We start from the raw sequence: 26,933 nt of genomic DNA, 5'->3' as shown, positions 1-26,933 counted from the left end.
CAGATTTCCCTGCGGGGGCGGGGGCTGCATTACAATGCAATGCAGCTACCCGTTGGCAAGGCAATTGGAAAGGAGTTCGGCCTTGAATAACAACCTGTTTCAAAAGGCGGCAATCTGGCTCGTAATCGCGCTGGTATTGTTCACCGTCTTCAAGCAGTTCGACAAACCGCGTGCCCAGGACAGTGTCACCTATTCGCAGTTCATGGATGACGCCAAGAACGGCAAGGTGTCGCGTGTCGACGTGCAGGGCCGCAACCTCGTGGTTTCGCCCAAGGAAGGCTCCAAGTACACGATCATTTCGCCGGGCGATATCTGGATGGTCGGCGACCTGATGAAGTATGGCGTCCAGGTGACCGGCAAGGCTGACGATGAGCCCAACGTGCTGGTCCAGGCGCTGTACTACCTCGGGCCGACGCTCCTGATCATCGTTTTCTGGTTCTACATGATGCGGCAGATGCAGGGCGGGGGGAAAGGCGGAGCCTTCTCCTTCGGTAAATCCCGCGCGCGCCTGATCGACGAGAACCAGAACGCCGTTACCTTCGCTGACGTCGCGGGTTGCGACGAGTCGAAGGAAGAAGTGGTCGAACTGGTCGACTTCCTGAAGGACCCGCAGAAATTCCAGAAGCTGGGCGGACGTATTCCGCGCGGCGTGCTGCTGGTCGGGCCTCCGGGTACCGGCAAGACGCTGCTGGCGCGTGCCATCGCCGGTGAGGCCAAGGTGCCGTTCTTCAGCATCTCGGGTTCGGACTTTGTGGAAATGTTCGTCGGCGTGGGTGCGGCTCGTGTGCGCGACATGTTCGAGAACGCCAAGAAGCAGGCCCCCTGCATCGTGTTCATCGACGAAATCGACGCGGTCGGCCGCCATCGTGGCGCCGGCATGGGCGGCGGTAACGACGAGCGCGAGCAGACCCTGAACCAGATGCTGGTCGAGATGGATGGCTTCGAGGCCAACTCTGGCGTGATCGTGATCGCCGCGACCAACCGTGCCGACGTGCTGGACAAGGCACTGCTGCGTCCGGGCCGTTTCGACCGTCAGGTCTATGTGGGCCTGCCGGACATCCGCGGCCGCGAGCAGATCCTGAAGGTCCATATGCGCAAGGTGCCGATCGGCAACGACGTGGATGCATCGATCATCGCTCGTGGTACGCCTGGCTTCTCGGGTGCGGACTTGGCCAACCTGGTCAACGAGGCTGCGCTGTTCGCCGCCCGCCGCAGCAAGCGCGTGGTGGACATGCAGGACTTCGAGGACGCCAAGGACAAGATTTATATGGGTCCGGAGCGCAAGTCGACGGTCATGCGCGAGGAAGAGCGCAAGGCCACGGCTTACCACGAGTCTGGCCATGCCGTGGTTGCCAAGCTGCTGCCGAAGGCCGATCCGGTCCACAAGGTCACGATCATGCCGCGTGGTTGGGCGCTGGGCGTAACCTGGCAGTTGCCGGAGCATGACAAGTACTCAAAGTACAAGGACAACATGCTTGAGGAAATTGCCATCCTGTTCGGCGGCCGCGCTGCCGAAGAGGTGTTCCTCAATGCCATGAGCACCGGTGCTTCGAACGACTTCGAGCGTGCCACCAAGATCGCCCGCGATATGGTGACCCGCTTTGGCATGAGCGATTCGCTCGGCGCGATGGTCTACGTGGACACAGAGCAGGACGGCATGTTCGGCAAGCTGTCGTCGAAGACCGTGTCCGAAGCGACGCAGCAGAAGGTTGACGCAGAGATCCGCCGCATCATTGACGATCAATACGCGCTGGCCAAGCGCTTGCTCGAAGAGAACCGCGACAAGGTCGAAGCGATGACCAACGCGCTGATGGAGTGGGAAACGATCGACGCCGAACAGGTGAACGACATCATGGCGGGCCGTCCGCCGCGTCCGCCGCGTGGCGCGCAGGGTCCGAACAGCGGTGGCAATACGCCTCCTGGCGGCTCCCCGGTGGCACCGACCAATGCACCCGCAACGGCACGTGCCGACGAAACGGTTTGATACGGATGTGACATGAGGTGACACGCAGAGACCAGCTCGCAAGGGCTGGTTTCTGATAGCCTCTCAGGCCGGTGCCTTGCGCGCCGGCTTTTTTGTTTTCAGGACGCGAATCTTGTCGACTGAGTTCTTCCAGTGCGGGCGCTATCGTTTTTCCCGCCGCCGCCGCCCACTCGTGATGGGTATTCTCAATGTGACCCCTGATTCGTTCTCAGATGGCGGGCAGCACGCCACCCGTGACGCCGCGCTGCGCCATGCGGAGCAATTGATTGCGGAGGGTGTCGACATCATCGATATCGGTGGGGAGTCCAGCCGACCTGGGTCGGCCGCGCTGCCGCTCGATCAGGAACTAGATCGCGTGATGCCGATCGTCGAGTCGCTGGCCGATTGCGGTAAGCCGCTTTCGATCGACACCTACAAGCCGGAGGTTATGCGTGCAGCGCTGGCGGGCGGAGCAGATCTGATCAATGATATCTGGGGCTTCCGAATGCCGGGTGCGGTTGAGGCAGTTGCCGCAGGGCAGTTCGGACTATGCGTCATGCATATGCAGCGTGATCCCCAGACGATGCAGGAAGATCCGCACTACACCGATGTGGTTGCCGAGGTGGCATCTTTCCTGGAAGAACGGGTGTCAACCCTGCGTGCGGCGGGCATCGACACGGCACGTATTTCCCTTGATCCAGGTTTTGGATTTGGCAAGACTCCAGATCATAATCTGAGGTTGCTCGGACAATTACCTAGCCTTGCTGTTGATGGCCTGCCGATCCTGGTGGGTCTGTCGCGCAAATCGACGCTGGGTGCAATCATCGGCGGCAAACCTCCACAGGCGCGCGTAGCTGCCAGTGTGGCGGCAGCCGTGTGCGCAGCTGAGCGCGGCGCATATATCGTCCGGGTACATGATGTTGAACAAACAGTGGACGCCCTCAAGGTGTGGTGGGCCGTCCGCCAAGAATCAGTTGCCCCCGATGGGCAACACGGAGAATGAGAAACATGACACGCAAGTATTTCGGGACAGACGGCGTGCGGGGTCGGGTCGGCGACGCGCCGATCACGCCGGATTTTGTGATGCGACTTGGCCATGCGGCCGGCAAGGTGCTGGCGCTGGGGCAGAAGACTTCGCAGGGCAAGCCCACCGTCCTGATCGGCAAGGATACGCGGATCTCGGGCTATATGCTGGAAGCGGCACTTGAGGCCGGCTTTACAGCGGCGGGCGTCAATGTGCTGCTGACTGGCCCGTTGCCCACGCCGGGCATTGCCTATCTCACGCGAACGCTCCGGTTGGCGGCGGGCGTGGTGATTTCCGCAAGCCACAACCCGTACTACGACAACGGTATCAAGTTCTTTTCGGCATCGGGTGACAAGCTGCCCGATGACGTGGAATCGCAGATCGAGGCGATGGTCGAAGAGCCGATGACCTGCGTGCACTCGGATGAACTCGGCCGCGCCCGCCGGATCGACGACGCTGCGGGTCGCTACATCGAGTTCTGCAAGAGCACGTTCCCGTATGAGCATGACCTGCATGGTCTGAAGATCGTAGTCGATTGCGCTAATGGTGCCGCTTATCACATTGCCCCGCATGTGTTCCACGAGTTGGGCGCCGAGGTGATCTCGATCGGCAACCAGCCCAATGGCCGCAACATCAACGCCGGATATGGTGCCACCGCCCCCGAGAAGCTGATCGAAGCAGTGAAGGCTAACGGCGCGGATCTTGGCCTGGCATTCGACGGCGATGCCGACCGCCTGCAGGTGGTGGACGCCGATGGCCGGTTGTACAACGGCGATGAGTTGCTCTATCTGATCGTGCGCGATCGTCAGGCGTCTGGCCAGCGGGTAGAAGGCGCGGTCGGCACGCTGATGACGAACATGGCGGTCGAACTGGCGCTCAAGCGCCTTGGCGTGTCGTTCGTGCGCGCCAAGGTTGGCGACCGTTACGTGCTCGAGGAACTCAATCGGCACCACTGGCAACTCGGTGGCGAGGGCTCCGGGCATCTGCTGTGCCTGGACCGGCATACCACGGGCGATGGCATCGTGTCCGCGCTGCAGGTGCTGGCCGCGCTACGCCGCAGTGGCAAGACTCTGCCGCAACTGCTGGATGGCGTGAGCCTGTTCCCGCAGACGCTTATCAATGTGCGCGTCGAGAAGGGTTTTGACTGGCAGAACCACGCTGGACTCAAGGCTGTCCGGGACCGCGTGGAGCCCGAGCTGGAAGGACGGGGACGGGTGCTGATCCGCGCCTCGGGAACGGAGCCCGTGGTCCGTGTGATGGTGGAGGCCGAGCAGGTGGAAACCGCTGAGCGTGCCGCGCAGGAGCTTGCCGCCGCATTGCGCGCCTGAGCGTTCTTCTGGGCAGCCCAACGCTGTCGGAAGGCCACGGCACTGTGTCGTGGCCTTTTCTTTTTCGCAAATAAAGCAATTAACCGCCATCATCCGCCACCATCGATAGAGAAATTGCTATCAATGTCTGGGTGGTGATTGGCGCACAAATGTATGCCGGCGCATTGACAAGCCCTTGAATATCGGGGCCTTCAGGTGGCGTTTGAAGAAGATTTGGCGATGTCATGGAACTGTCATATGGAGAGCATACAGTTCGCCTTGTCAAAAATTTGTCATTCCCAACCCATGTTCTCTGGAGGACATATGAAGCTAGTCAAGACTGCCGTAGCAGGCATCGTGTCGATTGTGGTGGCGGGTACTGCGTTCGCGGCGGAAATTACCGGTGCTGGCGCTTCCTTCCCGGCGCCTGTGTATTCCAAGTGGGCTGATGCCTACCAAAAAGCAACGGGCAACAAGGTCAACTATCAATCTATCGGCTCGTCGGGTGGTATCAAGCAGATTGGCGCCAAGACCGTCGATTTCGGCGCTTCGGACGCTCCGCTGAAGGACGACGAGCTGGCAAAGGGCAACCTGATCCAGTTCCCGACCGTGATCGGTGGCGTGGTGCCGGTGATTAACCTGCAAGGCGTGAAGCCGGGCGAGCTCATCATCACGGGTGACGTGCTGGCCAACATCTACCTGGGCAAGATCAAGAAGTGGGACGATCCCGCGATCAAGGCCCTGAACCCGAAGGTCCACCTGCCGAGCCAGGACATCCTGCCGGTGCGTCGTGCCGACGGCTCGGGCACGACGTTCATCTTCACGAACTACCTCTCGAAGGTCAGTCCTGACTGGAAGAACTCGGTGGGCGAAGGCACCACGGTGAACTGGCCGGGCGGTGGCACGGGCGGCAAGGGTAACGAAGGCGTTGCCGCCTTCGTGCAGCGTCTGAATGGCGCCATCGGCTACGTCGAGTATGCCTATGCCAAGCAGAACAAGATGACGTACCTGACGATGAAGAACTCGGCCGGCGAGATCGTCAAGCCTAGCGACGAAGCCTTCAAAGCGGCCGCTGCCGGCGCTGACTGGAGCAAGTCGTTCTACCAGATCCTGACGAACGAGCCGGGCAAGACCGCATGGCCGATCGCTGGCGCCACCTTCATCCTGCTGCACAAGACGCAGGATAAGGCGGCACAAGGCCAGGAAGTCATGAAGTTCTTCGACTGGGCCTACAAGAGCGGTGGCACGATGGCTGCTGAGCTGGACTACGTACCGCTGCCGGAATCGGTCGTGAACCAGATTCGCTCGACCTGGAAGAGCAGCGTCAAGGACGGTTCGGGTAAGGCACTGTACTAATCCCGAAGTCTGTCCGGTCACGTAGTCCGGGGTCGCGCCCCGGCGTTGCGTGACGGGTGCCGCGGCGGCTGATATGCCGCCGCGGCTCCGATTCACCCATCGATCTTTTCATCATGGCGACCTCGTCCGATCTTCCCGTCGTCCGGCCTCCCAGCCGTCTTGGCGACATCCTGTTCGGCGGCCTGACCCGCGGCGCCGCCATCGTGACGCTGTTGCTGCTTGGCGGCATCATCGTGTCTCTGGCCATCAGCGCCTGGCCCTCGATCAGCAAGTTCGGCATTTCGTTCCTCTGGAACTCGGAATGGGATCCGCCCGCCGATGTCTATGGCGCGCTTGTTCCCGTCTATGGCACGATCGTCACGTCGCTGATCGCGCTCATCATCGCCGTGCCGGTCAGCTTCGGCATCGCACTGTTTCTTACCGAGCTGTCGCCCGCCTGGTTGCGCCGGCCGCTCGGCACCGCCATTGAGCTGCTCGCCGCAGTGCCGTCGATCGTCTACGGCATGTGGGGTCTGCTCGTGTTCTCGCCGATCTTCGGCGAGTACTTCCAGAAGCCGCTGGCCAACACCATCGGTCAGGTACCCGTGATCGGCAAGCTGTTCCAGGGCGCTCCGCTCGGCATCGGTCTGCTCTGCGCGGGTGTGATTCTGGCGATCATGATCATCCCGTACATCGCCTCGGTGATGCGCGACGTGTTCGAAGTCACCCCGGTGCTGCTGAAGGAATCGGCCTACGGCATTGGCTGCACTACCTGGGAAGTGATGTGGCGCGTGGTGCTGCCCTATACGCGTGCCGGCGTCATCGGTGGCGTCATGCTTGGCCTGGGCCGCGCGCTGGGCGAAACGATGGCGGTCACGTTCGTGATCGGCAACACCAATATCCTCGACAACGTGTCGCTGTTTTCGCCGGGCAACAGCATTACCTCGGCGCTGGCGAACGAGTTCGCCGAAGCCGGTGCTGGCCTGCATACCGCCGCGCTGATGGAACTGGGCCTGATCCTGTTCTTCATTACGTTCGTGGTGCTCGCACTGTCCAAGCTCCTGCTGCTGCGTCTGGCCAAGAATGAGGGTGGAAAATGAACCAAGCCAGTCAAGCCGTGTCAACTTCGTCCATCCCCGCCGTACGTCCCGACTCGGACGCCGTGCGCACGCGCCTGCAGGGCTCGCGCCGACGCATGAACATGTACGCGCTGACCGCGTCGCTGGCCGCGATGGGTTTCGGCCTGTTCTGGCTGGCATGGATTCTCTGGACCACCATCTCGCTGGGCGTCGGTGGTCTGTCGCTCGACCTGTTCACGCAGATGACGCCGGCCCCGAACACCGCCGGCGGCGGTCTGGCCAACGCCATCTTCGGCAGCTTCGTGCTGGTGGGCATGGCCACGCTGGTCGGCACGCCGCTGGGTATCCTGGCCGGCATCTACCTGGCCGAATATGGCAAGAAGTCGCCGCTGGCCAGTTTGATCCGCTTCATCAACGACATCCTGCTGTCGGCCCCGTCGATCGTGATCGGCCTGTTCGTCTATGCCATCGTGGTGACCCGCATGGGCCATTTCTCGGGCTGGGCCGGTGTCTGCGCGCTGGCACTGCTGCAGGTGCCGATCGTGGTCCGTACCACCGAGAACATGCTGAACCTGGTGCCGAACGCACTGCGTGAAGCAGCCGTTGCGCTTGGCACGCCCAAGTGGAAGATGGTGATGTCGATCACGATCAAGTCGTCGTACGCGGGCATCGTGACCGGTGTGCTGCTGGCCGTGGCCCGTATCGCTGGCGAAACCGCGCCGCTACTGTTCACCGCGCTGTCCAACCAGTTCTGGAGCGCCGACCTGAACAAGCCGATGGCCAACCTGCCGGTGACGATCTTCCGCTTTGCCATGAGCCCGTTCACCGAATGGCAGCAACTGGCATGGGCCGGCGTGTTCCTGATTACGATTGGTGTGCTTGCGCTGAACATCATCGCGCGCATGCTTTTCAAGAAGTAACAATACAAGCGAGACATCAGCATGACCTCTACCGTCATCGATATTCCCGATACCGTGCGCGCCAAGATCGACGTTCGGAACCTGAACTTCTATTACAACCAGTTCCACGCGCTCAAGAACATCAACATGTCGATCCCGGATCGGAAGGTGACCGCCTTCATCGGTCCGTCCGGTTGCGGCAAGTCGACGCTGCTGCGTACGTTCAATAAGATGTACGCGCTGTACCCCGAGCAACGCGCCGAGGGCGAGATCAGCATGGATGGCGAGAATCTGCTGACGAGCAAGCAGGACATTTCGCTGCTGCGCGCCAAGGTCGGCATGGTGTTCCAGAAGCCGACGCCGTTCCCGATGTCGATCTACGACAATATCGCCTTTGGCGTGCGCTTATTCGAGAAGTTATCGCGCTCGGAGATGGATGATCGCGTCGAGTGGGCGCTCTCCAAGGCAGCGCTCTGGAACGAGGCCAAGGACAAGCTGCACCAGTCCGGATACGGCCTGTCCGGTGGCCAGCAGCAACGTCTGTGCATTGCGCGTGGTATTGCGATCCGCCCGGAGGTGCTGCTGCTGGACGAGCCGTGCTCGGCGCTGGACCCGATTTCGACGGGCCGCATCGAAGAACTGATCGCCGAGCTCAAGGACGAGTACACGGTCGTGATCGTGACGCACAACATGCAGCAGGCTGCACGCTGCTCGGACTACACCGCCTACATGTATCTGGGCGAGCTGATCGAGTTCGGCGAGACCGAGAAGATCTTCATCAAGCCGCATCGCAAGGAAACCGAAGACTACATTACCGGCCGCTTCGGTTGATCGAAGCCGGACTGAATTGCAGGACTCGAACATCCACGCTTAGCATACGATTAGCGGCCAGGAGAACACCATGACTGATAAGCACCTGTCGACCCAGTTCGACGCAGACCTCAACGCGATCAACACCAAATTGCTGCAGATGGGTGGTCTGGTCGAGTCCCAGATCGAGCTCGCCATGCGCGCGCTGGCCGACTTCGACGGCGATCTCGCTGATCAGGTCATCACCCGCGAGCAGCAGCTCAACGCGCTCGAAGTCGAGATCGATGCCGATTGCGGCAACATCATCGCGCGCCGCCAGCCCACCGCGCGTGACCTGCGTCTGGTGATGGCGATCTCGAAGACGATCACCAATCTCGAGCGCGCGGGTGACGAGGCCGAGAAGATCGCCAAGCGGACCAAGCACATCATGGAAGATGCCGCGGCCCACACGATCAACTACGCCGAGGTGAAGCTGTCCGGCGAGATGGCCATCACGCTGCTGCGCCAGGCACTGGATGCCTTCGCGCGGCTGGATACCGTGGCCGCCGCGCGCATCGTGAAGGACGACAAGGCCATCGACGAGGAATTCCGGGCCTTCGTGCGCAAGTTGATCACCTACATGATGGAAGACCCGCGCACGATCTCGGTGGCGCTGGATTTCCTGTTCATCGCCAAGGCCGTCGAGCGTATCGGTGACCACGCGAAGAATATTGCAGAATTCATCATCTACATCGTAAAGGGCACGGACGTGCGTCATGCCTCGCGCGAGGACATGGAGCGCGAAGCGCTAAGCTGATAACGCGCCCGGACTGAGTTTGCGGAGAACAATTACATGCCAAGCAGTATTCTCGTTGTCGAAGACGAACCGGCAATCGCCGAGTTGATTGCCGTCAATCTGCAGCACGCCGGGCACTATCCCATCCGCGCATACAACGCCGAGCAGGCGCTGTCGCTGATGAGTGACGTGCTGCCGGATCTCGTGCTGCTGGACTGGATGCTCCCGGGCAAATCGGGTGCCACCTTCGCCAAGGAGCTGCGCAACAACGATCGCACCAAGCAGATCCCGATCATCATGCTCACTGCGCGCAGCGAGGAGCAGGACAAGGTGATGGGCCTGGAAGCTGGCGCGGACGACTATGTGACCAAGCCTTTTTCGCCCAAGGAACTGCTGGCCCGGATCAAGGCGGTATTGCGCCGCCGTGCGCCGCAGCTGACCGACGACGTGGTGGCGATCAACGGCCTGCGTCTTGACCCGGCCACGCACCGCGTTACCGGCCAGGATGATGGTGGTCCGATCAAGCTGGATCTGGGACCGACGGAGTTCCGTTTGCTGCACTTCTTGATGACGCATCCGGAGCGTGTGCATAGTCGTTCACAGTTGCTGGATCAGGTTTGGGGCGACCACGTTTTCGTGGAAGAACGGACCGTGGACGTACACATCAAGCGCCTGCGCGCCGCGCTGACCCCGGGTGGATACAGCAACATGATCGAAACCGTGCGCGGCAGCGGCTATCGCCTGGCGCGATCGCCAAGCCACTGAGCGTAACCGGCCGGCGGCGGTGCGACGAGGGCCCCGTCCGGTCGAACAGGACCATGCCGGCCACGGCTGTTTCGTGGCAAACTCCGTCGCAATGCGACCGCCGCTCGAACTTCCTACCCTCGCATGAATGTCATCTGGGCCCGTTCCGTGGCCATTCTCGTCAGCCTGACGGTCGTCGCCACCGGACTGTACGTCTTTGCCGGCCCTGTCTCCGGTCTGCTGTTCCTCTGCATTGCGCTGTTTCTGCTGCTCGGCTACTACCTGTTCCAGATCAACCGGCTCTGGAAGGTGCTTGATGCGCCCGCATACGGCGAGATTCCCAGCGCACTGGGTCTGTGGGGCGAGGTCTACTATCGCCTGCACCGCCTGGTGAAGCGCTGGCGCACCCAGGTGTTGCAGGTGGAGCAGCAGCATACCCGCTTTATCCAGGCCATCCAGGCATCACCCTATGGCGTGCTGATGCTCGACGACGCCGACCAGATTGAATGGTGCAACGACGTGGCCGAGCAGCATTTCGGCCTTAACGCGAAGCGCGACGTGCGTCAGCGCATCACGCACTTGATTCGGCGCCCGGAGTTCGTGCACTACCTGACGCGCGAACGCTATGACGAGCCCCTGATCATGCGCGATATGGGCGAACACAAACGCAGCAGTACCTCGGTACAGATTCTTCCCTACGGCGAGAATCGCAAGCTCGTGCTGACGCAGGACATCACCAAGGTCGAGAACACCGAGGCGATGCGGCGGGACTTCGTCGCCAATGTCTCCCACGAGTTGAAGACGCCGCTGACCGTGCTGACCGGATTCCTCGAGACCGTTCGCGACCTGCCGGTGTCGGAGGAAGATCGCAAGCGCTACATCGACATGATGCTGGTGCAGTCGATGCGGATGCAGCATATCGTGGAGGATCTTCTGGCGCTGGCCAAGCTGGAATCGGATGTCCAGCCGCCGACGCTCGACCCAGTGGACGTCGGCGGGCTCGCCGCACACCTCGTACATGATGCCGAGGCGTTGTCCCAAGGGCGCCACGACATCCATGCGGAGATCGATACTGCCGTGGTGCTGCGCGGCTCGGAAGGCGAGCTGCTGTCGGCGCTTGGCAATCTGGTGTCGAACGCGGTGCGCTATACCCCGGACGGCGGGCGCATTGCCATCCGTATGACGTACACGGACGGACATTCGGTGTTCTCAGTGAGCGATACGGGGCTGGGGATTGCGCCCGAGCATATCCCGCGCCTGACCGAGCGCTTCTATCGCGTTGATCGCAGCCGCTCACGGGATACCGGCGGCACGGGGCTGGGCTTGGCTATCGTCAAGCACGTCCTGTCGCGTCACCACGCGGATCTGCGAGTGACCAGTGAAGTGGGGCGGGGCAGCACGTTCCGCATCGTGTTCCCGGTGGATCGCAGCGGGTATGAACCTGAATCGGCACAGCCGATGCCGCAACTGGGCGATGCCCCGCGCCACGCCGCCTGACATCAACCGCACGCTGCTTCAGCGAATCCAATACAAAAAGGCCGCTTCCTATCGGAGAAGCGGCCTTTTTGCTTGCAAGGTGCGCCGTTCAGGTACCGAACCGCGCCAGCAACTCCACCTGGCTTACGCGCTGCTCCTTGGCGCGCGATGGCTTGCGCACATACTCGCCGTCCGATTGCATGATCCACGCCGAGGCGTTGTCGCGCAGATGCACCTGCAGGCCTTCCTTGATCACGCGTGCCTTGAGCGTGCGATCCAGTATCGGGAAGGCCACCTCCACGCGGCGGAACAGGTTGCGGTCCATCCAGTCAGCGCTCGACAGATACAGCACGTCATCACCACCGGCATGGAAGTAGTAGACGCGATGGTGTTCGAGGAAGCGGCCAACAATCGAACGTACCGAAATGTTCTCGGACATCCCTGGCACTCCTGGGCGAAGCGCGCAAACGCCGCGCACGATCAGGTCGATCTTCACGCCGGAACGCGATGCCTTGTACAGCTCTTCGATGATCGTCGGCTCCAGCAGCGCGTTCATCTTCGCGATGATGCGCGCCCGCTTGCCCGCGCGTGCGTTGCGGGCCTCGGCACGGATGTGCTCGACGAGATTGCTGTGCATCGTGAACGGCGACTGCCACAGGTGATTCAGGCGGATCGTGCCGGCGGTGCCCGTCAGAAGCTGGAACACGTGATGCGCGTCTTCGCAGATCTTTTCCTCGGCCGTCAGCAGCCCGAAGTCGGTGTACAGCCGGGCCGTGCGCGGATGATAGTTGCCGGTGCCAAGGTGGACGTAGCGGCGCAGCATGAAGTGCTTCGCCTTGGGCGTGGCCGGCTCGCGGCGCACGATCAGCAGCATCTTGGCATGGCACTTGTGGCCGACCACGCCATACACGACGTGGGCGCCAACCGACTCCAGCCGTTCGGCCCAGTTGATGTTGGTTTCCTCGTCGAACCGCGCCAGCAGTTCCACCACCACCGTCACTTCCTTGCCATTGCGGGCGGCGGTCATGAGCGCTTCCATCACCGCAGATTCGTTTCCGGTCCGGTAGACAGTCTGCTTGATCGCCACGACGTTTGGGTCGTTGGCGGCAAGCTGCAGCAGGTCGAGCACAGACGAGAAGCTCTCGTACGGATGATGCAGCAGCACATCGCGCTGACGGATCACGTCGAACATGTTGGAACCCGCTGGAAGTGCCTTGACCGCTGCCGGGACATGGGGCGGGTACTTGAGGGTAGGGCGGTCCACCATGTCGGGAATCTGCATCAACCGCGCAAGGTTTACCGGACCGCTCACGCGGTACAGATCCTGTTCGGTCAGGCCAGACTCGAGCAGCAGCCGGCGCGTCAGCGCGGGCGGCGTGTCGGACGACACTTCGAGGCGGACCATATCGCCGAAGTGACGTGTCGGCAGTTCGCCCTGGAGGGCTTCGCGCAGATCGGTAATGTCGTCTTCGGACACGAACAGGTCCGAATTACGCGTTACGCGGAACTGATAGCAGCCTTCTACCTCGATTGCGGGGAACAGCTCATGCACAAATGCCTGCATGAACGACGACAGCATCACGAACCCGTACGGGTATCCCGAAAGCTGCTCGGGCATGCGCACCACGCGCGGCAGCGCGCGCGGGGCCTGCACGATGGCGAGATCGGCATCACGTCCGAACGCGTCCTTGCCGGACAGTTCGATCACGAAATTCAAGCTCTTGTTGAGCACGCGCGGGAACGGGTGGGCAGGGTCGAGCGCGATGGGCGTGAGCACCGGGCCCAGCTCGCGCACGAAGAAATCGCGCGCCCAGGCGCGCTGCTGCTCGGTCCAGGTGCTGGTCAGGTGGAAGAACACACCTTCCTGCTCCAGCGCGGGGAAAATCACGTTCTGCAGCATGTCATACTGCGAGGCAACCAGTCGCTGGGTGCGCTCGGTGACAAGCTGGTAGGTTTGCAGGAATGAGAGACCGTCGGGCGTGAGGCCCGATGCGTTTTCCCGCATCTGTTCCTTCAGACCCGCCATCCGGATCTCAAAGAATTCGTCCAGGTTGCTGGATACGATACAGATGAACTTCAGCCTTTCCAGCAGGGGAACATTAGGGTCGGCGGCCTGCGCGAGTACGCGCGCATTGAACTCCAGAATGCCCAACTCGCGATTGAGAAGCGTGCCGGGCGGCGTCGTCGACATGTCTATGACCTTATTTTGGCGATGTGGCGACTTTTTCATAGAATCGTGTCAGTTTAATGACACTTTGATTTTGTCATGATGCGGACATGGCTACGACATAATCTTACGAGTTTGGCTCACCAGAGCCTAGCTCGCGCTTGACAGACGCAATGACACAGACTCCCCGCTTGCTGGCCGCCGTCGACATGGGCTCCAACAGCTTCCGCCTGATGATTGGGCGGGTGGATGAAACCCCCACGGCTTCCGGCCCCGCCAGCCAGATCTTCCAGGTCGACGCACTCCGTGAGCCGGTTCGCCTGGCCGCCGGCCTGACCCCCGACAAGTATCTGGATCAGCCGGCCCGCCGCCGCGGTATCGAGGCCCTGCGACGCTTCGGTGACCGCCTGCGTGACTTCTCTCCCGACCAGGTACGCGCCGTGGCGACGAATACGCTGCGCGTGGCCAAGAATGCCTCTGAATTCCTGATCGAGGCCGAGGCGGCGCTTGGGTTCCCCATCGAAGTCATTGCCGGCCGGGAAGAGGCGCGACTGATCTACCTGGGCGCCTCGCACGACGCACCCGCCTGCCAGGGCAACCGGCTCGTCGTCGATATCGGCGGCGGCTCCACCGAGTTCATCATCGGTAGCGGCTACCAGTCGAAGTTGATGGAAAGTCTCTACATCGGTTGCGTGTCTCACAGCCGCCAGTTCTTTCCAAGCGGCAACGTCGATGAATACGCAATGAAGCAGGCCGAGCTTGCCGCGCGTCGCGAGATCCAGGTGCTGGTCCGCCAGTATCGGGCCGCAGGCTGGCAGCAGGCGGTGGGCTCGTCAGGCACGGCGCGGGCGTTGGCCGAGCTGATCGAGCTGAACGGCATGAACGACAGTGCGTCCGAGCATGGCATCACGCGTGAAGGTCTGGAGCGGCTAAAGCGCGCGCTGGTTAAGGCCGAGAACGCCAACCGCGTGAAGCTCGCCGGCCTCAAGGCAGACCGTATTCCCGTGCTACCTGGCGGATTGTCGATCATGCTTGGCGTGTTCGCGGAGCTCGATCTCGACCGCATGGACGTGACCGATGGCGCGTTGCGGCTCGGTGTGTTGTACGACCTGCTCGGCCGCAGTCATCACGAGGATATGCGCACGGTCACCGTGGATCAGTTCATGCGCCGCTACGGTGTCGATCGCGCGCAAGCGGGCCGGGTAGGGGTGGCCGCACGAGACCTGCTTTCGCAGTTTCCCGATCCGCCCAACGAACGCCGCTCCGATAACCTGGCACTGCTGGGCTGGGCTGCAAGCCTGCACGAGATCGGCATGACGATCTCGCACAGCGGCTATCACAAGCACTCGGCCTACATCGCGACGCATGCTGACATGCCGGGGTTCTCGAAGACCGATCAGGCGCGTCTTGCCACGCTGCTGCTCGGACACGCGAGCAAGCTCAGCAAGCTCTCGGGCAGCGGAAAGTTTCTCGACTGGCGCATGCTGTTCAGCCTTCGACTCGCTTTCGTGTTGTGCCGTCGGCGTGCCGATGTGAAGCTGCCCGAGATTCAGGTTGGCCAGCGCTCCGACGAACTCGACGAAGGGTTTGAAGTACGATTGCCGAAGTCGTGGATCGACATGAATCCGCTCGTCGAATACAGCCTGGCGCAGGAGGCGGATGAGTGGGAGCGCATCGGCAAGCGGTACAAGGTGGTCTACGTCTAAGGTGCGTCTGACTGGGAGCCATCTCGGGCCTCAGATTGACGTGGCCTGCGATGCAAAACGGCGACTCCAGGGAGTCGCCGTTTTGTTTGCCAGGTCAGAGGATCTGCCGAGCCGACCTGGGATCAGTCGCGATTCAGGCCCAGGAAATGGCGTGCATAACGCGGATTCATGTCGCGCACGCGCAACAGCGTCAGGAAATCGGCCACGTTGAAATCGGGATCCCAGGCGGGCAGGCCACAGATCTTCGCGCCCAGGCGCAGGTAACCCTTGATCAGCGCTGGCGGTTCGACGTCCAGCGTCTGGTTCAGGTCTTCCACCGGCAGCGGTACCCGCGGGAAGGCGTGGTACTCGATCGGCGCCAGCGATTTTTCCGCGAACAGGCGATAGAGGCTCGCAGCGTAGTGGCCGCCATCGCTCATCGGCACGCTGGCGCAGCCCAGCATGGTTTCGAGGTTGTAGCGTTGCAGGTACTCGCCGAGCCCGCCCCACAGCGCCATGATGACGCTGCCCGAGCGATAGTCGCGGTGCACGCAGGAGCGGCCCAGTTCGAGCATCTTGGGGCGCAGGTGCGAGAGACGAACCAGATCGAACTCCGATTCGGCATACAGGCAGCCGATGCGCTTGGCCTGATGCGGTGGCAGCACGCGATAGGTGCCCACCACCCTCAGCGTCTCCTGATCACGAACGATCAGGTGGTCGCAGTAGGCGTCGAACATGTCGACATCGGTTTCAGTGGCCGACGATTGCAGTCGCGCGCCCATTTCCTCGGCAAAGACCTTGTAGCGTAGGCGCTGGGCTTCGGCTACTTCGTCCTGGTGACGCGCCCACGCCACGCTGAAAGCAGGCGTTGCAACTTGTGCTTCGGTTTGGCGTTGTGCTGGCTGACGAGGAAGACGCCTCCGCGCCGACTGGCCGGTCAGGCCAGTGGGCAAGGAGTCGAAGAGCGGCTGGGTAGGCGTCGGAAGGTCTCGCATCAGGTGTGTCCTTTCGGTGACGAAACGGCTTTGAAACAATGTAGAGATGCCGGGTGACAGCGCCGTGAATTGATGGTGACGCTTCAGTGACGGCCACGCGCCTGCGCGCGGTACATTGATTGCTGAGGCCCCAACCTTAGGTGAGGAGCCGTTTCGCGGCTATCGCCGATATCCGAAATGTGAGCGTCCAGATGGAAGACGTGACAAGCAACTGTTCAGTTGCGGGTGTCGGAATTGGAGTGGGTGCTAGAGGAGATCGGGCGGGATCACCGCGCGCAACACGACCTGCGCTTCGCTTTCGCGGGTGCGGGCAGTCAGCCACCAGATGCCGCTCTTCTTGACGCTCCAGTTGATCTCCTGCCCGGCCAGCAGCAGGCTGGCTAGTTGGCCGATCCAGGGCTGGTGTCCCACGACGACGGTGTATTCGTGCCCCTGGGGCCAATCGATCGCCGCAAGCACGGCGCCGACATCCGCCCCTGGGGCGAGCTCATCGAGGATCTCGGCCTTGCCCGTCAGTGCGGCCGCCGTTTCCCGGGTACGCAGCGCCGGACTGCAGACAACCCGATAGTCGGCCGGCAGACGGGCGCGCAGCCACGCGGCCGATGATTCGGCCTGCTTGCGTCCGCGGCGGGTCAATGGTCGCTGAAGGTCGGCCGAGCGTGAGATGCTCAGTACGTCGGGCAGGTCTTCCGCCTCGGCGTGGCGCCACAGAATCAGGTTCATGTTCGGGGCAGGGGCTTCGTACGAGCCTTGAGTATGGTGAAACGGGCTGCCGCCATCAAGGCGGAGGTCGCCGAAAACAAAAACGGGCTATCCGGCGGGATTGCCCCCGGATAGCCCGTCAGTGTCCGTAGCGGCCGTGTCAGCCGCGTGACAGGATCGAACTCAGGATTTGTGGCGGAAATTGATGCGGCCCTTGGTCAGGTCGTAGGGCGACATTTCCAGGGTCACGCGGTCGCCTGCCAGGATACGGATGCGGTGCTTCTGCATCTTGCCGGAGGCGTATGCCCAGATTTCCACGCCGTTTTCCAGCGTGACGCGATAACGGTTGTCGGGCAGGGCTTCCGACACCACGCCGCCAAATTCAATGAGTTCTTCCTTAGCCAATCTGTTTTCCTTTGCGGCAGCACCCTAGGCTGCATGAGTTAAAGGGATCGAGGGGACCCTGAGGACGTTCACCCGCGGGCGTGCCACAACGGCGCGACCGTGTGCGTCACGGGGAAAGGCGGGCAATGTGTTTCCGGGTCTGACCGGTCCCAACTCCCCCGATGTGGGGTGTGGAGGCCAAATGTTCCAGTGCGCCTGGCGGCGCCGACCCGGTTACAGGGCATGCTCAGATACCCCAAACTGACGCGGGATTATAGCACGATCGCAGGCGCAGCATCGGACGCGGAGGATCGTACGTCGTCAGCTACCTGGGATCGTGTTGCGGCGCGACATCGGCGTATCAAATGACCGAAGCGCTGCAAGCAGCTGATTGTGCAATGCAGGTTCCATTTTGAGTCGCTGCTTTTGCGTCTTCTGACGCGCAACGTACTACGGCTTCCGGACCAGCCAGCGTGCCAGCACGACCGCGGCAGCAAAGCCGACCATGATGATGGCCTCCTCGTATTGCGGCAGTTGTCGGGCCAGCAGGCCGACCAGAGCAACGCAGATCAGTACCGAGACGATGGCCTTTACGTAACGCATGGTGCACTTTATTGGGTTGGTTCCTGCGTATGGTACTGCGCGGGCAGGAGCAATGCAGCAGCGTCCGTACGGCGCTGCGCGTGCTCGGACACGACATCAACGATATGGGGAGCCTTATGACAGGCTAGAGACAGGCAAGAAAAAACGGCCTACGCCGTGAGGCGTAAGCCGTTCAATCTTCTGCCTAAACTGCCTGCAAATATGGTCGGAGCGATAGGATTCGAACCTACGACCCTCTGATCCCAAATCAGATGCGCTACCAGGCTGCGCTACGCTCCGGAGCCGGCGATTCTATCGCGGTGTTGGCCGCCAGGTCAATTGTGCCGTGAAAGATATTCTAATCGGCGCGTCGTCGGTTGCCCGATGTGCCGGTTGATTCTCTGGCCACGCACCCTGCTTCAGGCGGGTTCGGTTTTGGCTTGACTTGGTGCGGCGCGCTGACATAATCCGCACACCGTAACGGTCCGACCTGGCGCTTCGCGCCCGGCATTGCAGTATTCACACGGACCTGGTCCCGACTATCACAACTATGGCGAGACAGCCCCGCGAGCGATGCGGTTGGGCTGGGGCACGCCTGAGCCATGCCCGGCCCGGCACGCTGTGCCACGGCGCCTGGGCAGCCGGACCTGCGGAAAACAAAATATGACGGCTTGTCGCGGGCCGGAATCAGAAGGTGCGCCATTGCCGTGCGGAGCATGACGACACCTTTGGAACGGGAATTGAGATGTTTCAGTCGCAGGTGGTGGTGCTGATCGCAGGCTTGATAGCGCTGCAGATGGCGATCGTCTGTGCCGTGTTGCGGCGCTCTGCGGGTATGGAGCGTAGCGGGCTCACGTCGTGGGCGCTCGGCGATCTGTTGGTGACCCTGGCCGTGGTCCTTCAGGCCGCGCACGCATACCGGCCAGAGTGGCCGCTGGCGGTGCTCCCTGAGTTCGCCCTGACCGCGGGACTGTCGATGATGGTCTACGGCACACGGCATTTCGCGGGCAAGCGTGGTCGTGGCGTGGTGCTTGGTGTGCTGAACCTCCCCGGGTTGGCCGCGCTGACGATTTATGCGGTCGGCGGGCTTGCCGAAATGGGCCTGGGGCGTGTGCCGACCGGCACACTCGCCTGGCTCGGGCTCGCCACGGCGTCGATCCAGACCCTGCTGCTACTGGAAATTGCCCGGATCACGGTTGCCCTGGTGCCGCTCAAGCGCGGCACGGGTCGGCTGGCAGCACTCTCGTTATCTGTCCTGTCCCTTGGTTGCGCAGTACTGGCTGGCGCGGAGGCCTGGCCGATGTTCGCCGCGCTCATGGACGGCCACGTGCAGCCGCTGGTTGATCGTCACGAAAGCATGACTGTCTGGTTCGTGTTCGGCGTGATGGGGCTGGCCGTCAGCTTCGCGCTGATGGCCCATGACCGTCTGCGCCAGATCATCGAACGTCGCGCGCGGCACGACGACCTAACCGATGTGCTATCTCGTGGCGCATTCTGGGAAGAACTCGAACTTGCCTGCAAGCAGGCGGAGCGCTCGCGCAAGCCACTTACCGTGGCGTTCATGGACCTGGACCACTTCAAGGCCATCAACGATCTCTATGGACACCTGGCTGGAGACAGCGTGCTGCGCCATTTCGCGGGACTGCTGCGCAAGGTGGCGGCGCCGGACTCGGTGATCGGCCGTCTCGGCGGCGAGGAATTCGCGATCGTGATGCCTGCCACCGGACTGGAGACGGGCCGCGCCATCAGCGTCCGACTCAGCGCACTGGTGCGGGCGACACCGTGCCCGTCCGAGCCAGACCCAATCGCCTACACGGTCAGCATCGGGATGGCGGAATGGCAGTTGGGCGAAAACGCCGACGCGGTCATGCGTCGTTCGGATCGCGCGCTCTATGACGCCAAACAGATGGGCCGGAACTGCGTTTCCTCGCACGATGCGGAGGAGTTCACCGGAATGCCGCGTCGCCCACGCGTGCGCGAACGCGAACCTTCGTAAAGCAGACGATGTGTCCTGTGCGCGGCATTCGTGCTGCGGTAGAATGCACGCCTTGCCGCAATGGCAAGGCCGCGCCGCCCTTAGCTCAGTTGGATAGAGCACTCGCCTTCTAAGCGAGCGGTCAGAGGTTCTTATAGCGGGTCGCCGTAGTTGCGTATTGTAAAATTGGTTTTTCTTCAGGCCGCCCTTAGCTCAGCTGGATAGAGCACTCGCCTTCTAAGCGAGCGGTCACACGTTCGAGTCGTGTAGGGCGGACATACGTTCTTCAAATTTTTCCTTTAATATCAAGAGTTTAACGACGCTTCCCGCGGGTCCGGGGCTTGGCGCTGCGCGTCATTGCACGTCGGAAAGCTTCGTGCGTACTAGTCACTGATGCTAAGCTGGCCCCAGTTGCATACTTGGGGGCGGTATGTACAAGCACGTGAGCCTGCGCAGGCGGCAGTTGAGCGGAAGAACCTCCTGGCTGCTGCTCGGGCCAGACGGTCGCCCCATCGATGCGTTCACCGCGTTCGCCGAGTCACTGCGCAACGCGCCGGCGAACACGCGCGACTCATACTGTCGCCACCTCGCCGAGTTCTTCGACTACCTCATCGAGGCCGCTGCACTCATCGGTCAAGGGCGGCAGCTTACCAAGTTGGAGCTGACCGAGACTCTGGAAGCCTACGGGGACTACCTGCTTCTCGGGATAGACGCTTCTCGACCCATCGCACAAGCGGTTGCTTCATCGTTGCCGCCTGGTGTAAACCAGGCGAGTAGCGTGGTGCCGAAGAAGGCGGCTCTTCGACGCTTTCTGAAGCTGTCTGAGGATGTCAGGAAGGAGATGGCAGAGCTGGCACGCCTATACGACAGCCGAGGCGTAATTGCGGATACTCCGCTCCTTCCCGAACTAGGACAAAAGCGTCCACTGCAACTGGGTGAGGTCAGGGCGATGCAAGCCCACTCAATGATTGCAGGTGTTGTCGCCGGCGGCCCAAAATTTGTCGAATGTGTTGTTCTCGGTGACGGGGCGGCAGATGCGCCGTACGACGAGCAACGGGCCTTTCCGTATGACAAGGTCATGGACCTTATCGACGCGATGCCCACATACCGTGACAAGGCCTTCTATGCACTGCTTGCTGCAAGCGGGTGTCGTACACATGAAGCGCTGCAGGTTTTGCTAAATGACGACATCGACGTGGATGAAGGAACGGTCCGTCTCGTTGACCCTAAAAGCAGGTCCGGGCATTCGAGTTACCGCTCTCTCACGCCCTCCCAGCGAGAACTGCTTGCGTGGAAGGGGAGAACGTCGGACCTAACCCTCCTCATCGAGCCCTTTGCGACATCGTTCTTCGACTCGCTTCAAGGGTATCTGGAGCAAGAGCATCTCGCACATGGCAAGCATGGTTTCCTCTTCCAGTATCTAAAGGGCCTTGAGCGTGGCCAGCCATACTTCCTGAGTGCTCCTGGGACCCGATTGGAGTTGTTCCACCGGGTGCAGAAGCACATTGGCGTGATGCTTCCACCTGGTACCGGCCCGCACTCGCTCAGACATATGTATGGGACTTATGTGCTGAACTACTTTCCCCGTGCCAATGGCGACTATGGGTTACCCGTACCGATGGTGCAGCAACTTCTCGGGCACGCTGACATCAATAGCACGCTGAAGTACGCAAAGTTCGACAAGGACCTTTTCAAGCTCGAAGTTCAAAATGCTAATCGGGTCCTCTTCAGCCATGGCACGCCGAAAAAGCTTATGGAGCTTAAGCTCGAAGCGCTTCGCGCACAAATGGCTAAAGTGCAGTCGCAGCTCTCACAGAGACCCTGACGCATGGTTAACCTGACCCCGGATAGCATCGTATTCAACCGAATCGATGAAGCCCTTAACGCTGACATCCGCGCCGCGCTCCAGCTTGCTGCCGACACATCATTATCTATTCATGGCCTCGAGCAGGTGGACCTGGAGGCAGTGACCACAAAAAAACACCTTCAAGCGGTCTTCGCGAAGTTTGTCCGTCTCCGCGTTTTCGCCGACACGAAACGGGTCTTCGGACAAGCCTATGCCAATGAAGCGCTCGATGCGTATCGCCAGAAGACGGGCCACTTGACGAAGGCACACTTCACAGCTCTGATGTTTCCCGATGAAAGCGGCTCGTTGGCGTTCAAAAGCAGTTACGCGAACAGTATCCGGCCGGGCGTGGGATTGTTCTTGGTTGCCCTCCACTGCAGCGGCGCAATAACCCTACCCGCATCTTTTTCGTGGCCTTCGGTGCGAGGTGAGAAGCCCGATGGTGGGTCAGGAAGGCGGCGTGAAGTGGGTATGCTAGTTTCCTCAGAGCTTCTTGGACTCATTCGAAGGCTGAATTCGCAATCAGAATCGCTTCCGCACTCCGCTTTTGAGGCAGTTGGCGGAGACCGCAAGCGTAGGGAATGGTTTCTCACCTACGGAACCAAGTTGTTGCTAGCCACCGGATGGCACAGAGCCGAGGATGTCAATATTGAAGACCTCCTGGCTATCAAGGCCGCGGAGCAAGTCATCAGCCCAAAGGACACTCTTCCACTTGCGTACAAACCGCTCCTTGATGTCTTCAAGCTGGCGTTCGGCGACAGAGTCCGGGTGACGGCAGAGGACTGGTCATCGGCGTTACGGATACAAATTGGTCGTCGGGCACGGGGCACGGGCGGTGTGGGTGACAGGACGTTTCAGCAGCCAAGAAGTGACTACGACCTCGTGCAAGAACTCCTGCACGTCGAGCCGTCTTGGGGCAGACCCGAGCGAATAAGGACCCTAATGCGCCTGCCCGGCCTGGACGTGGACATCAAGGTCATAAGCGACTTGTGGCTGAATCTGGAGGAGCTCTACGTTCAAAAGACGGCTAGGGAGTCCTACAAACAAATTCAGGGAATCATAGGTTGGTGGAATATCTATCTTTTCTATTACCTGCCATATTGGTTCGCACGGAATCCAAATACCATCCTGTCCTATCCCAGTTCGCCCTCGCTGCTCCTCAAGAGCGTGTTTGTCAGTCGCTTGCTACCCGTAGCAGAAGAGACGCCACTTACGTTCCTCGAATTCATGGACTCTCACCGTGAGCGCCGGGGGTGGAAGAACAACGGCTACTATGGAAGTCTCCTGCAATTGCAGGGGTTCTTCGAATTTATCGAGCGATACTCTGACGAGATTCCGGGATGCGAGGGTTTCACTCAACCTCTGGCACCTCACGACTTCCCGCTAACATCCCGCACCAAGGCAACCAGGAAGCAGCCAGTACCCCGGCGCTTTTTTGGCGTCTATCTCGACTATCACGAAGCCATCCTTGCGCACCACAATGTCGTAACGAGTCGCGTCCTGTCGGGGGAGCTCGGTACGGAGCGGCTGGAGAGCCTGGCGCAAAACGGGTGGGTAATCGACACGTACGCCAGTGCCCAAGACGTTGGATTTGTGCCTATCTTGTTCACTAGGAGCAAGACCATCCCGCTGCAGTTCATTCCCAATGTTCTCGCCCTAGGGTGGAGGAAACTGAAGGACGGACGGATGGTGTTCCTGCCTCATCCGCATGCGCTTCACCAGAATCTCGTTGCGCTCCATACTGGGGTACGACACAACCACATCCAATGGCTGGACGGGGAGCGATTCGATTCGCTCGTTGACGAGGAAGAAGCGGAATTCGCCTTGCTGTTTGTCAATACTGATAAGCAAAAAAAGGAGCCGTGGACTCCGCATGTCAGTATGAGGGTTATTGAACTGCTTCGCGCACAGCGCAATTGGGCTGAGCAAATAGGCGAAGACGGTTTCCATGTAAGCCACTTTTACAATGACAATCCGTCGACGAAGTGGCCGAAGTTCAAACCGCTCTTCGCATACACGAAGGACGGTAAGCCACATGGGGACGGAAAATACAGCGATGTATGGAAAAGCATGCTTTGTGGCCTGCAGGGGCTCATGCCAGAGCTCTCCGAGTACGGGCGAATGCGTCAGCTTCTGACACTCTTGCCGCCGGGGCATAAAGTGGGCGAGCCAGAGCTCAAAAAGAAGCTGGTGGACTTTGGTGCACGCTTTGGTGCAGGCGAGAGTTGTCCTTTGAACGTGATGACTGCTATCAGCCCACACAGTGCTCGCGTCGCGGTGGTTTCACAGTACATCACGTTCCTGCCCACGGACCTCATTGGTAAGCACATCACTGGCCAGAAGCCCGGGGTTGTTTCCTACTACGTGCACCTCGACCGAGAGACGGTCGAGGCAGAGCAAGTCCATCAAGCCGCGCGGCTAAGGGAAGCTGCACTGAGAAATGCTTTCGAGCCCGTCCTGAGCGGACAACATGCATCTCCAGCCTTTATCCATGCTGATAGCGTCAACTCGAATCTTGCTCAAAGCATGCGGGAGAATCTCGACGAGACTCTGGTTTCCTATGGCTGTATAAGCATATCGTTCGGCGAGAGGTCAGTGCGAGGGGTAGACGTTCTTCGTGAGACGCGCGGAGCTAATGCCGCTGCGAACAAGACTGAAATCTGCCCGTATGGCAACGATTGCCCACCCGAGGTCGTAAAGGACTTGAGAGGGATACGTCGATGCGGCCTGTGTCACTACGCAGTTCGGAACGTCGACCACCTCCCCGCGGTCATCGCCAAGAAGCGGCAGGTGGCGGAGATGGTGGACGAGTTGGAGAATTTGCTGTCGACAGACGCGAAGACACTCAATGCGAAATACACGCCCGAAGAGCTCGACCGCCTGGAAGAGGAGCGCGCCAGGCTTTGCGAAGAACTGACGGGTTGGATTCTCAACGAGGAGTTGCTAGAGCTCACGAGACAGAGAATTGCCTTGGGTCAGGTTACCCGGACGTGGATAGTGCAGAAGCCGGAGATTATCGAGCGAGACCTGCAGCGGGTCATCGCCCCAACATCGCTGACGGAGTACCTACTGGCGCGCTTAGGTGAGTGTCTTGCTTACCCGACCCTGGAGAGCCCTCAAATTCGTGCCCGTTTTGACCTTCTGAGGCGCGAGCTTCTTGCTCGCGCCGGAAACCTTCGAGCTGCCTTCGCCTCGGACATGCCGGTTGACCCAGTTTCGGAATGCGCTGGACTGCTGAAGTCGGTGATTGCCTCAACGGGACTGGATGCGGCGCAGTTGGCTGAAATGCTGGACCAGGATAAGCACATGTCGCACCTACCGCGGACTCCATTGCGATTGCTTGGCCAAGACGAGGAGGCGTGATGAAGAAGCCCAGCAGTTTCGCGGCTTGGCAAGAGGCAAATCAAGTGCGAAGGGAGGCCATAATTGAAGATTACCTTCAGTACCTTGGTAAGACGCGGGTTCGAGTTCGCAACCCGACTGACCTTGCCGACCTCGTTGCCAGGCATATTGCACAAGTGGAGGATGGTCCGTGCAACAAGTCCACCCTAATGCGCAATTTCCGCTACAAGGCCAAGATTTTGACCTACCAGGCGGAGCACTCGGAGTCCGGTTCGCGTTCGCTGCGTCCACGCGGGGTTACTGACCCAAGCACCAATGCGCTGGTGACCATTGCGAAGCTCGAGGCGGGCAATTTGAAGCGGGAGGTGGGAAGGCTCAATATCTACATCAATTCGCTTGAAGAACAACTGGAGCAATACCAGCAGCAAGGGCGACAGCGCTTGTCTGAGCTGGTTGCTCATAAAGCAGAATCGGGTGCGCACCGAATTTCGGATTACGAGTTCAAGTTCGTCCGCACCTGCCAAGCTTTGAGAGCGCTCGTGAGCCACATGAATCTTGTGCTGGAGGTGGACACGAAGGCCCAGCGGATTCTCGACAGGTCGAAGCGACGAAACAACGTTATTGTTGACAACGAAATTGCCGGACCCTTTATCGAATGGCTTGCCAGCGTCTCAGAGGAGGTAAAGTGAAAAACGGCAGAGACATTGGGCCGAGAACATCTGGGTAGTTGAAGGCCTTTCTGCAATCCGGCACCGCTTTGCCTTGGGGGTGCGACGGCACGGTGAATTTGACTGAGTTGGCACGGATGACTGGAATTCCAAAGAGTTCCTTGTATCAGAACCCAGCAGTCCGTTCCATGGTGGAGAGTCTACACGCGCCCAATACGGAGTCCCGGCGAGGTATAGATGCAGTTTCAGTTGAGGGTGCGGGTAGGGCTGCCAACCCGGTCTCGCTGGAAGCCCAGCAAGCCCAACCTTCGTGCCTTTCGAAGGTAAGCACAGCGGCGTGGGCTTTATCGACTGCGGTCCTGATGAAGTCATGCCGCTATTGCAGCCTATCAGTTCTGTATGCGCGGGTTTCGCAACGACTATGCTCACGGCCGGTGGGGCTTACCGGGGAAGCATTTGCACACCGAATCAGGAAGGCGTCTGTGACGCGACCCTGTTGCTTGTTTTTGTGCCGCTCGATTGGGACATGTCGCCCAATCGAGTGGACAAATCAATCGACCTGACGCTGGACGATTTCGCCGCTCAGGTTGAGGAGGCCGAACTGTTATCAAGCCAATACTTGGACCTGGTATCAAAGTACGGCGCGCACCTCCACGTCGGGCAACGATTGAGCGGCGAATTGCCGGCTACATCACTAGCGCTTCTCTTCGGTGTCCATATCAGTGCCAACGCCGGGCAGCAGATGGCAGAACGCTTCCGACCTTTCATGACCGGGCCGGCATGCTCCTGGGCCGCTGAAGGGGAGCATCGAAGGCTAGTCAGAGACGGGGTGCTCGACGACCGCCACCCCACAGCGAATCAATTTGCCTCCGCCATTGGTTGCTTACCGCGAAGCGGGATGGCGAAGGCTAAAGAGTCAAGCAGTATTGTTAGTTTTGAGAAGTTTCAAAACCGATGAAACTTCGTGATACCAACCATCGAGATGCCGCAAAGAACGGCTGCCCTCTGGCCAGGTCCGAGGAATGAGCGAGGACCTTCCTGTGTACGCACGATAGCCATCTGGCCTCGCAGTATCACCGCAACCGCTCAATTGCCGCCCCAGGCACTGGGACGTTGGGACTGTCTCCTTGAGGATGGCACTTCGATGCCAGGTACCTATTACCCATGATGCGATT

At 60.5% G+C, this 26,933-nt stretch carries 21 protein-coding genes and 2 tRNA genes; 17 read left to right on the top strand and 6 right to left on the bottom strand.

Features of this window, described 5'->3' with window-relative positions; translation table 11 throughout:
* Positions 1-82: 82 nt before the first annotated feature.
* The 10 genes from ftsH (at position 83) to phoR (ending at position 11,433) form a co-directional block, all read left to right on the top strand.
* Positions 83-1,984 carry an ATP-dependent zinc metalloprotease FtsH gene (gene ftsH / locus RMET_RS10985; protein ID WP_008641654.1) on the top strand — a complete coding sequence of 634 codons (1,902 nt, stop codon included), beginning with the start codon at positions 83-85 and terminating at the stop codon, positions 1,982-1,984.
* Positions 1,985-2,096: 112 nt separating this feature from the next.
* On the top strand, positions 2,097-2,966 hold the full coding sequence (gene folP, locus RMET_RS10980; protein WP_011516894.1) for a dihydropteroate synthase: 870 nt from the start codon (positions 2,097-2,099) through the stop codon (positions 2,964-2,966).
* A gap of 5 nt (positions 2,967-2,971) precedes the next feature.
* The gene (gene glmM / locus RMET_RS10975; protein ID WP_011516893.1) at positions 2,972-4,315 is read left to right on the top strand and encodes a phosphoglucosamine mutase; all 1,344 of its coding nucleotides are present in this window, start codon (positions 2,972-2,974) and stop codon (positions 4,313-4,315) included.
* Between the two features lie 303 nt (positions 4,316-4,618).
* Positions 4,619-5,650: a phosphate ABC transporter substrate-binding protein PstS gene (gene pstS / locus RMET_RS10970; protein ID WP_011516892.1), complete on the top strand. Its 1,032-nt coding sequence runs from the start codon at positions 4,619-4,621 to the stop codon at positions 5,648-5,650.
* A gap of 113 nt (positions 5,651-5,763) precedes the next feature.
* Entirely contained in the window at positions 5,764-6,729 is a 966-nt protein-coding gene (pstC, locus tag RMET_RS10965) for a phosphate ABC transporter permease PstC (RefSeq protein WP_011516891.1), read from the top strand.
* Positions 6,726-7,628, top strand: a complete 903-nt coding sequence (gene pstA / locus RMET_RS10960) for a phosphate ABC transporter permease PstA (protein ID WP_011516890.1) — start codon at positions 6,726-6,728, stop codon at positions 7,626-7,628. The genes pstC and pstA overlap by 4 nt, the downstream gene beginning before the upstream one ends.
* Positions 7,629-7,649: 21 nt before the next feature.
* A complete protein-coding gene (gene pstB / locus RMET_RS10955; protein WP_008641660.1) occupies positions 7,650-8,438 on the top strand; it encodes a phosphate ABC transporter ATP-binding protein PstB in 789 nt (262 codons plus the stop codon).
* Positions 8,439-8,508: 70 nt separating this feature from the next.
* Positions 8,509-9,213 carry a phosphate signaling complex protein PhoU gene (gene phoU, locus RMET_RS10950; RefSeq protein WP_008641661.1) on the top strand — a complete coding sequence of 235 codons (705 nt, stop codon included), beginning with the start codon at positions 8,509-8,511 and terminating at the stop codon, positions 9,211-9,213.
* A 36-nt stretch (positions 9,214-9,249) separates the two neighbouring features.
* Entirely contained in the window at positions 9,250-9,957 is a 708-nt protein-coding gene (phoB, locus tag RMET_RS10945; protein ID WP_008641662.1) for a phosphate regulon transcriptional regulator PhoB, read from the top strand.
* Positions 9,958-10,080: 123 nt separating this feature from the next.
* Positions 10,081-11,433 (top strand): phosphate regulon sensor histidine kinase PhoR, encoded by a 1,353-nt coding sequence (phoR, locus tag RMET_RS10940; RefSeq protein WP_011516889.1) that lies wholly within the window; start codon positions 10,081-10,083, stop codon positions 11,431-11,433.
* Between the two features lie 88 nt (positions 11,434-11,521).
* Here the strand turns inward: phoR and ppk1 are convergent, their stop codons facing one another.
* Entirely contained in the window at positions 11,522-13,642 is a 2,121-nt protein-coding gene (ppk1, locus tag RMET_RS10935; RefSeq protein ID WP_080710372.1) for a polyphosphate kinase 1, read from the bottom strand.
* Between the two features lie 110 nt (positions 13,643-13,752).
* Between ppk1 and ppx the strand changes: the two genes are divergently transcribed.
* Positions 13,753-15,285 (top strand): exopolyphosphatase, encoded by a 1,533-nt coding sequence (gene ppx, locus RMET_RS10930; RefSeq protein ID WP_011516887.1) that lies wholly within the window; start codon positions 13,753-13,755, stop codon positions 15,283-15,285.
* A 122-nt stretch (positions 15,286-15,407) separates the two neighbouring features.
* On the opposite strand, the gene RMET_RS10925 is transcribed toward ppx, so the two are convergent.
* The 5 genes from RMET_RS10925 to RMET_RS10910 form a co-directional block, all read right to left on the bottom strand.
* Complete coding sequence (locus tag RMET_RS10925; protein ID WP_011516886.1) at positions 15,408-16,259, bottom strand: GNAT family N-acetyltransferase; 852 nt, start codon at positions 16,257-16,259, stop codon at positions 15,408-15,410.
* Positions 16,260-16,505: 246 nt separating this feature from the next.
* Positions 16,506-16,982: a SixA phosphatase family protein gene (locus RMET_RS10920; RefSeq protein WP_011516885.1), complete on the bottom strand. Its 477-nt coding sequence runs from the start codon at positions 16,980-16,982 to the stop codon at positions 16,506-16,508.
* Between the two features lie 162 nt (positions 16,983-17,144).
* A complete protein-coding gene (infA, locus tag RMET_RS10915; protein WP_008641674.1) occupies positions 17,145-17,366 on the bottom strand; it encodes a translation initiation factor IF-1 in 222 nt (73 codons plus the stop codon).
* Between the two features lie 429 nt (positions 17,367-17,795).
* A complete protein-coding gene (locus RMET_RS33960) occupies positions 17,796-17,948 on the bottom strand; it encodes a hypothetical protein (RefSeq protein ID WP_011516884.1) in 153 nt (50 codons plus the stop codon).
* A gap of 202 nt (positions 17,949-18,150) precedes the next feature.
* Positions 18,151-18,227 (bottom strand) — tRNA-Pro (locus tag RMET_RS10910).
* Positions 18,228-18,672: 445 nt separating this feature from the next.
* On the opposite strand from RMET_RS10910, the gene RMET_RS10905 reads away from it, so the two are divergent.
* The 6 genes from RMET_RS10905 to RMET_RS10880 all read left to right on the top strand — a co-directional run bounded on the left by RMET_RS10905 (position 18,673) and on the right by RMET_RS10880 (position 26,716).
* Entirely contained in the window at positions 18,673-19,923 is a 1,251-nt protein-coding gene (locus RMET_RS10905; RefSeq protein WP_011516882.1) for a GGDEF domain-containing protein, read from the top strand.
* A gap of 181 nt (positions 19,924-20,104) precedes the next feature.
* A tRNA-Arg gene (locus tag RMET_RS10900) sits at positions 20,105-20,178 on the top strand.
* Between the two features lie 154 nt (positions 20,179-20,332).
* The gene (locus RMET_RS10895) at positions 20,333-21,727 is read left to right on the top strand and encodes a tyrosine-type recombinase/integrase (RefSeq protein ID WP_011516881.1); all 1,395 of its coding nucleotides are present in this window, start codon (positions 20,333-20,335) and stop codon (positions 21,725-21,727) included.
* Between the two features lie 3 nt (positions 21,728-21,730).
* A complete protein-coding gene (locus RMET_RS10890) occupies positions 21,731-25,111 on the top strand; it encodes a hypothetical protein (RefSeq protein ID WP_029310051.1) in 3,381 nt (1,126 codons plus the stop codon).
* Positions 25,111-25,779 carry a hypothetical protein gene (locus RMET_RS10885; protein WP_011516879.1) on the top strand — a complete coding sequence of 223 codons (669 nt, stop codon included), beginning with the start codon at positions 25,111-25,113 and terminating at the stop codon, positions 25,777-25,779. The genes RMET_RS10890 and RMET_RS10885 overlap by 1 nt, the downstream gene beginning before the upstream one ends.
* 289 nt (positions 25,780-26,068) lie before the next feature.
* Positions 26,069-26,716, top strand: a complete 648-nt coding sequence (locus tag RMET_RS10880; protein ID WP_011516878.1) for a hypothetical protein — start codon at positions 26,069-26,071, stop codon at positions 26,714-26,716.
* Positions 26,717-26,933: the final 217 nt, after the last annotated feature.

Source organism: Cupriavidus metallidurans CH34, from assembly GCF_000196015.1.
GTDB lineage: Bacteria > Pseudomonadota > Gammaproteobacteria > Burkholderiales > Burkholderiaceae > Cupriavidus > Cupriavidus metallidurans.
The sequence above is the reverse complement of the archived record's forward strand: the minus strand, read 5'-3'. Positions and strand labels throughout refer to the sequence as shown.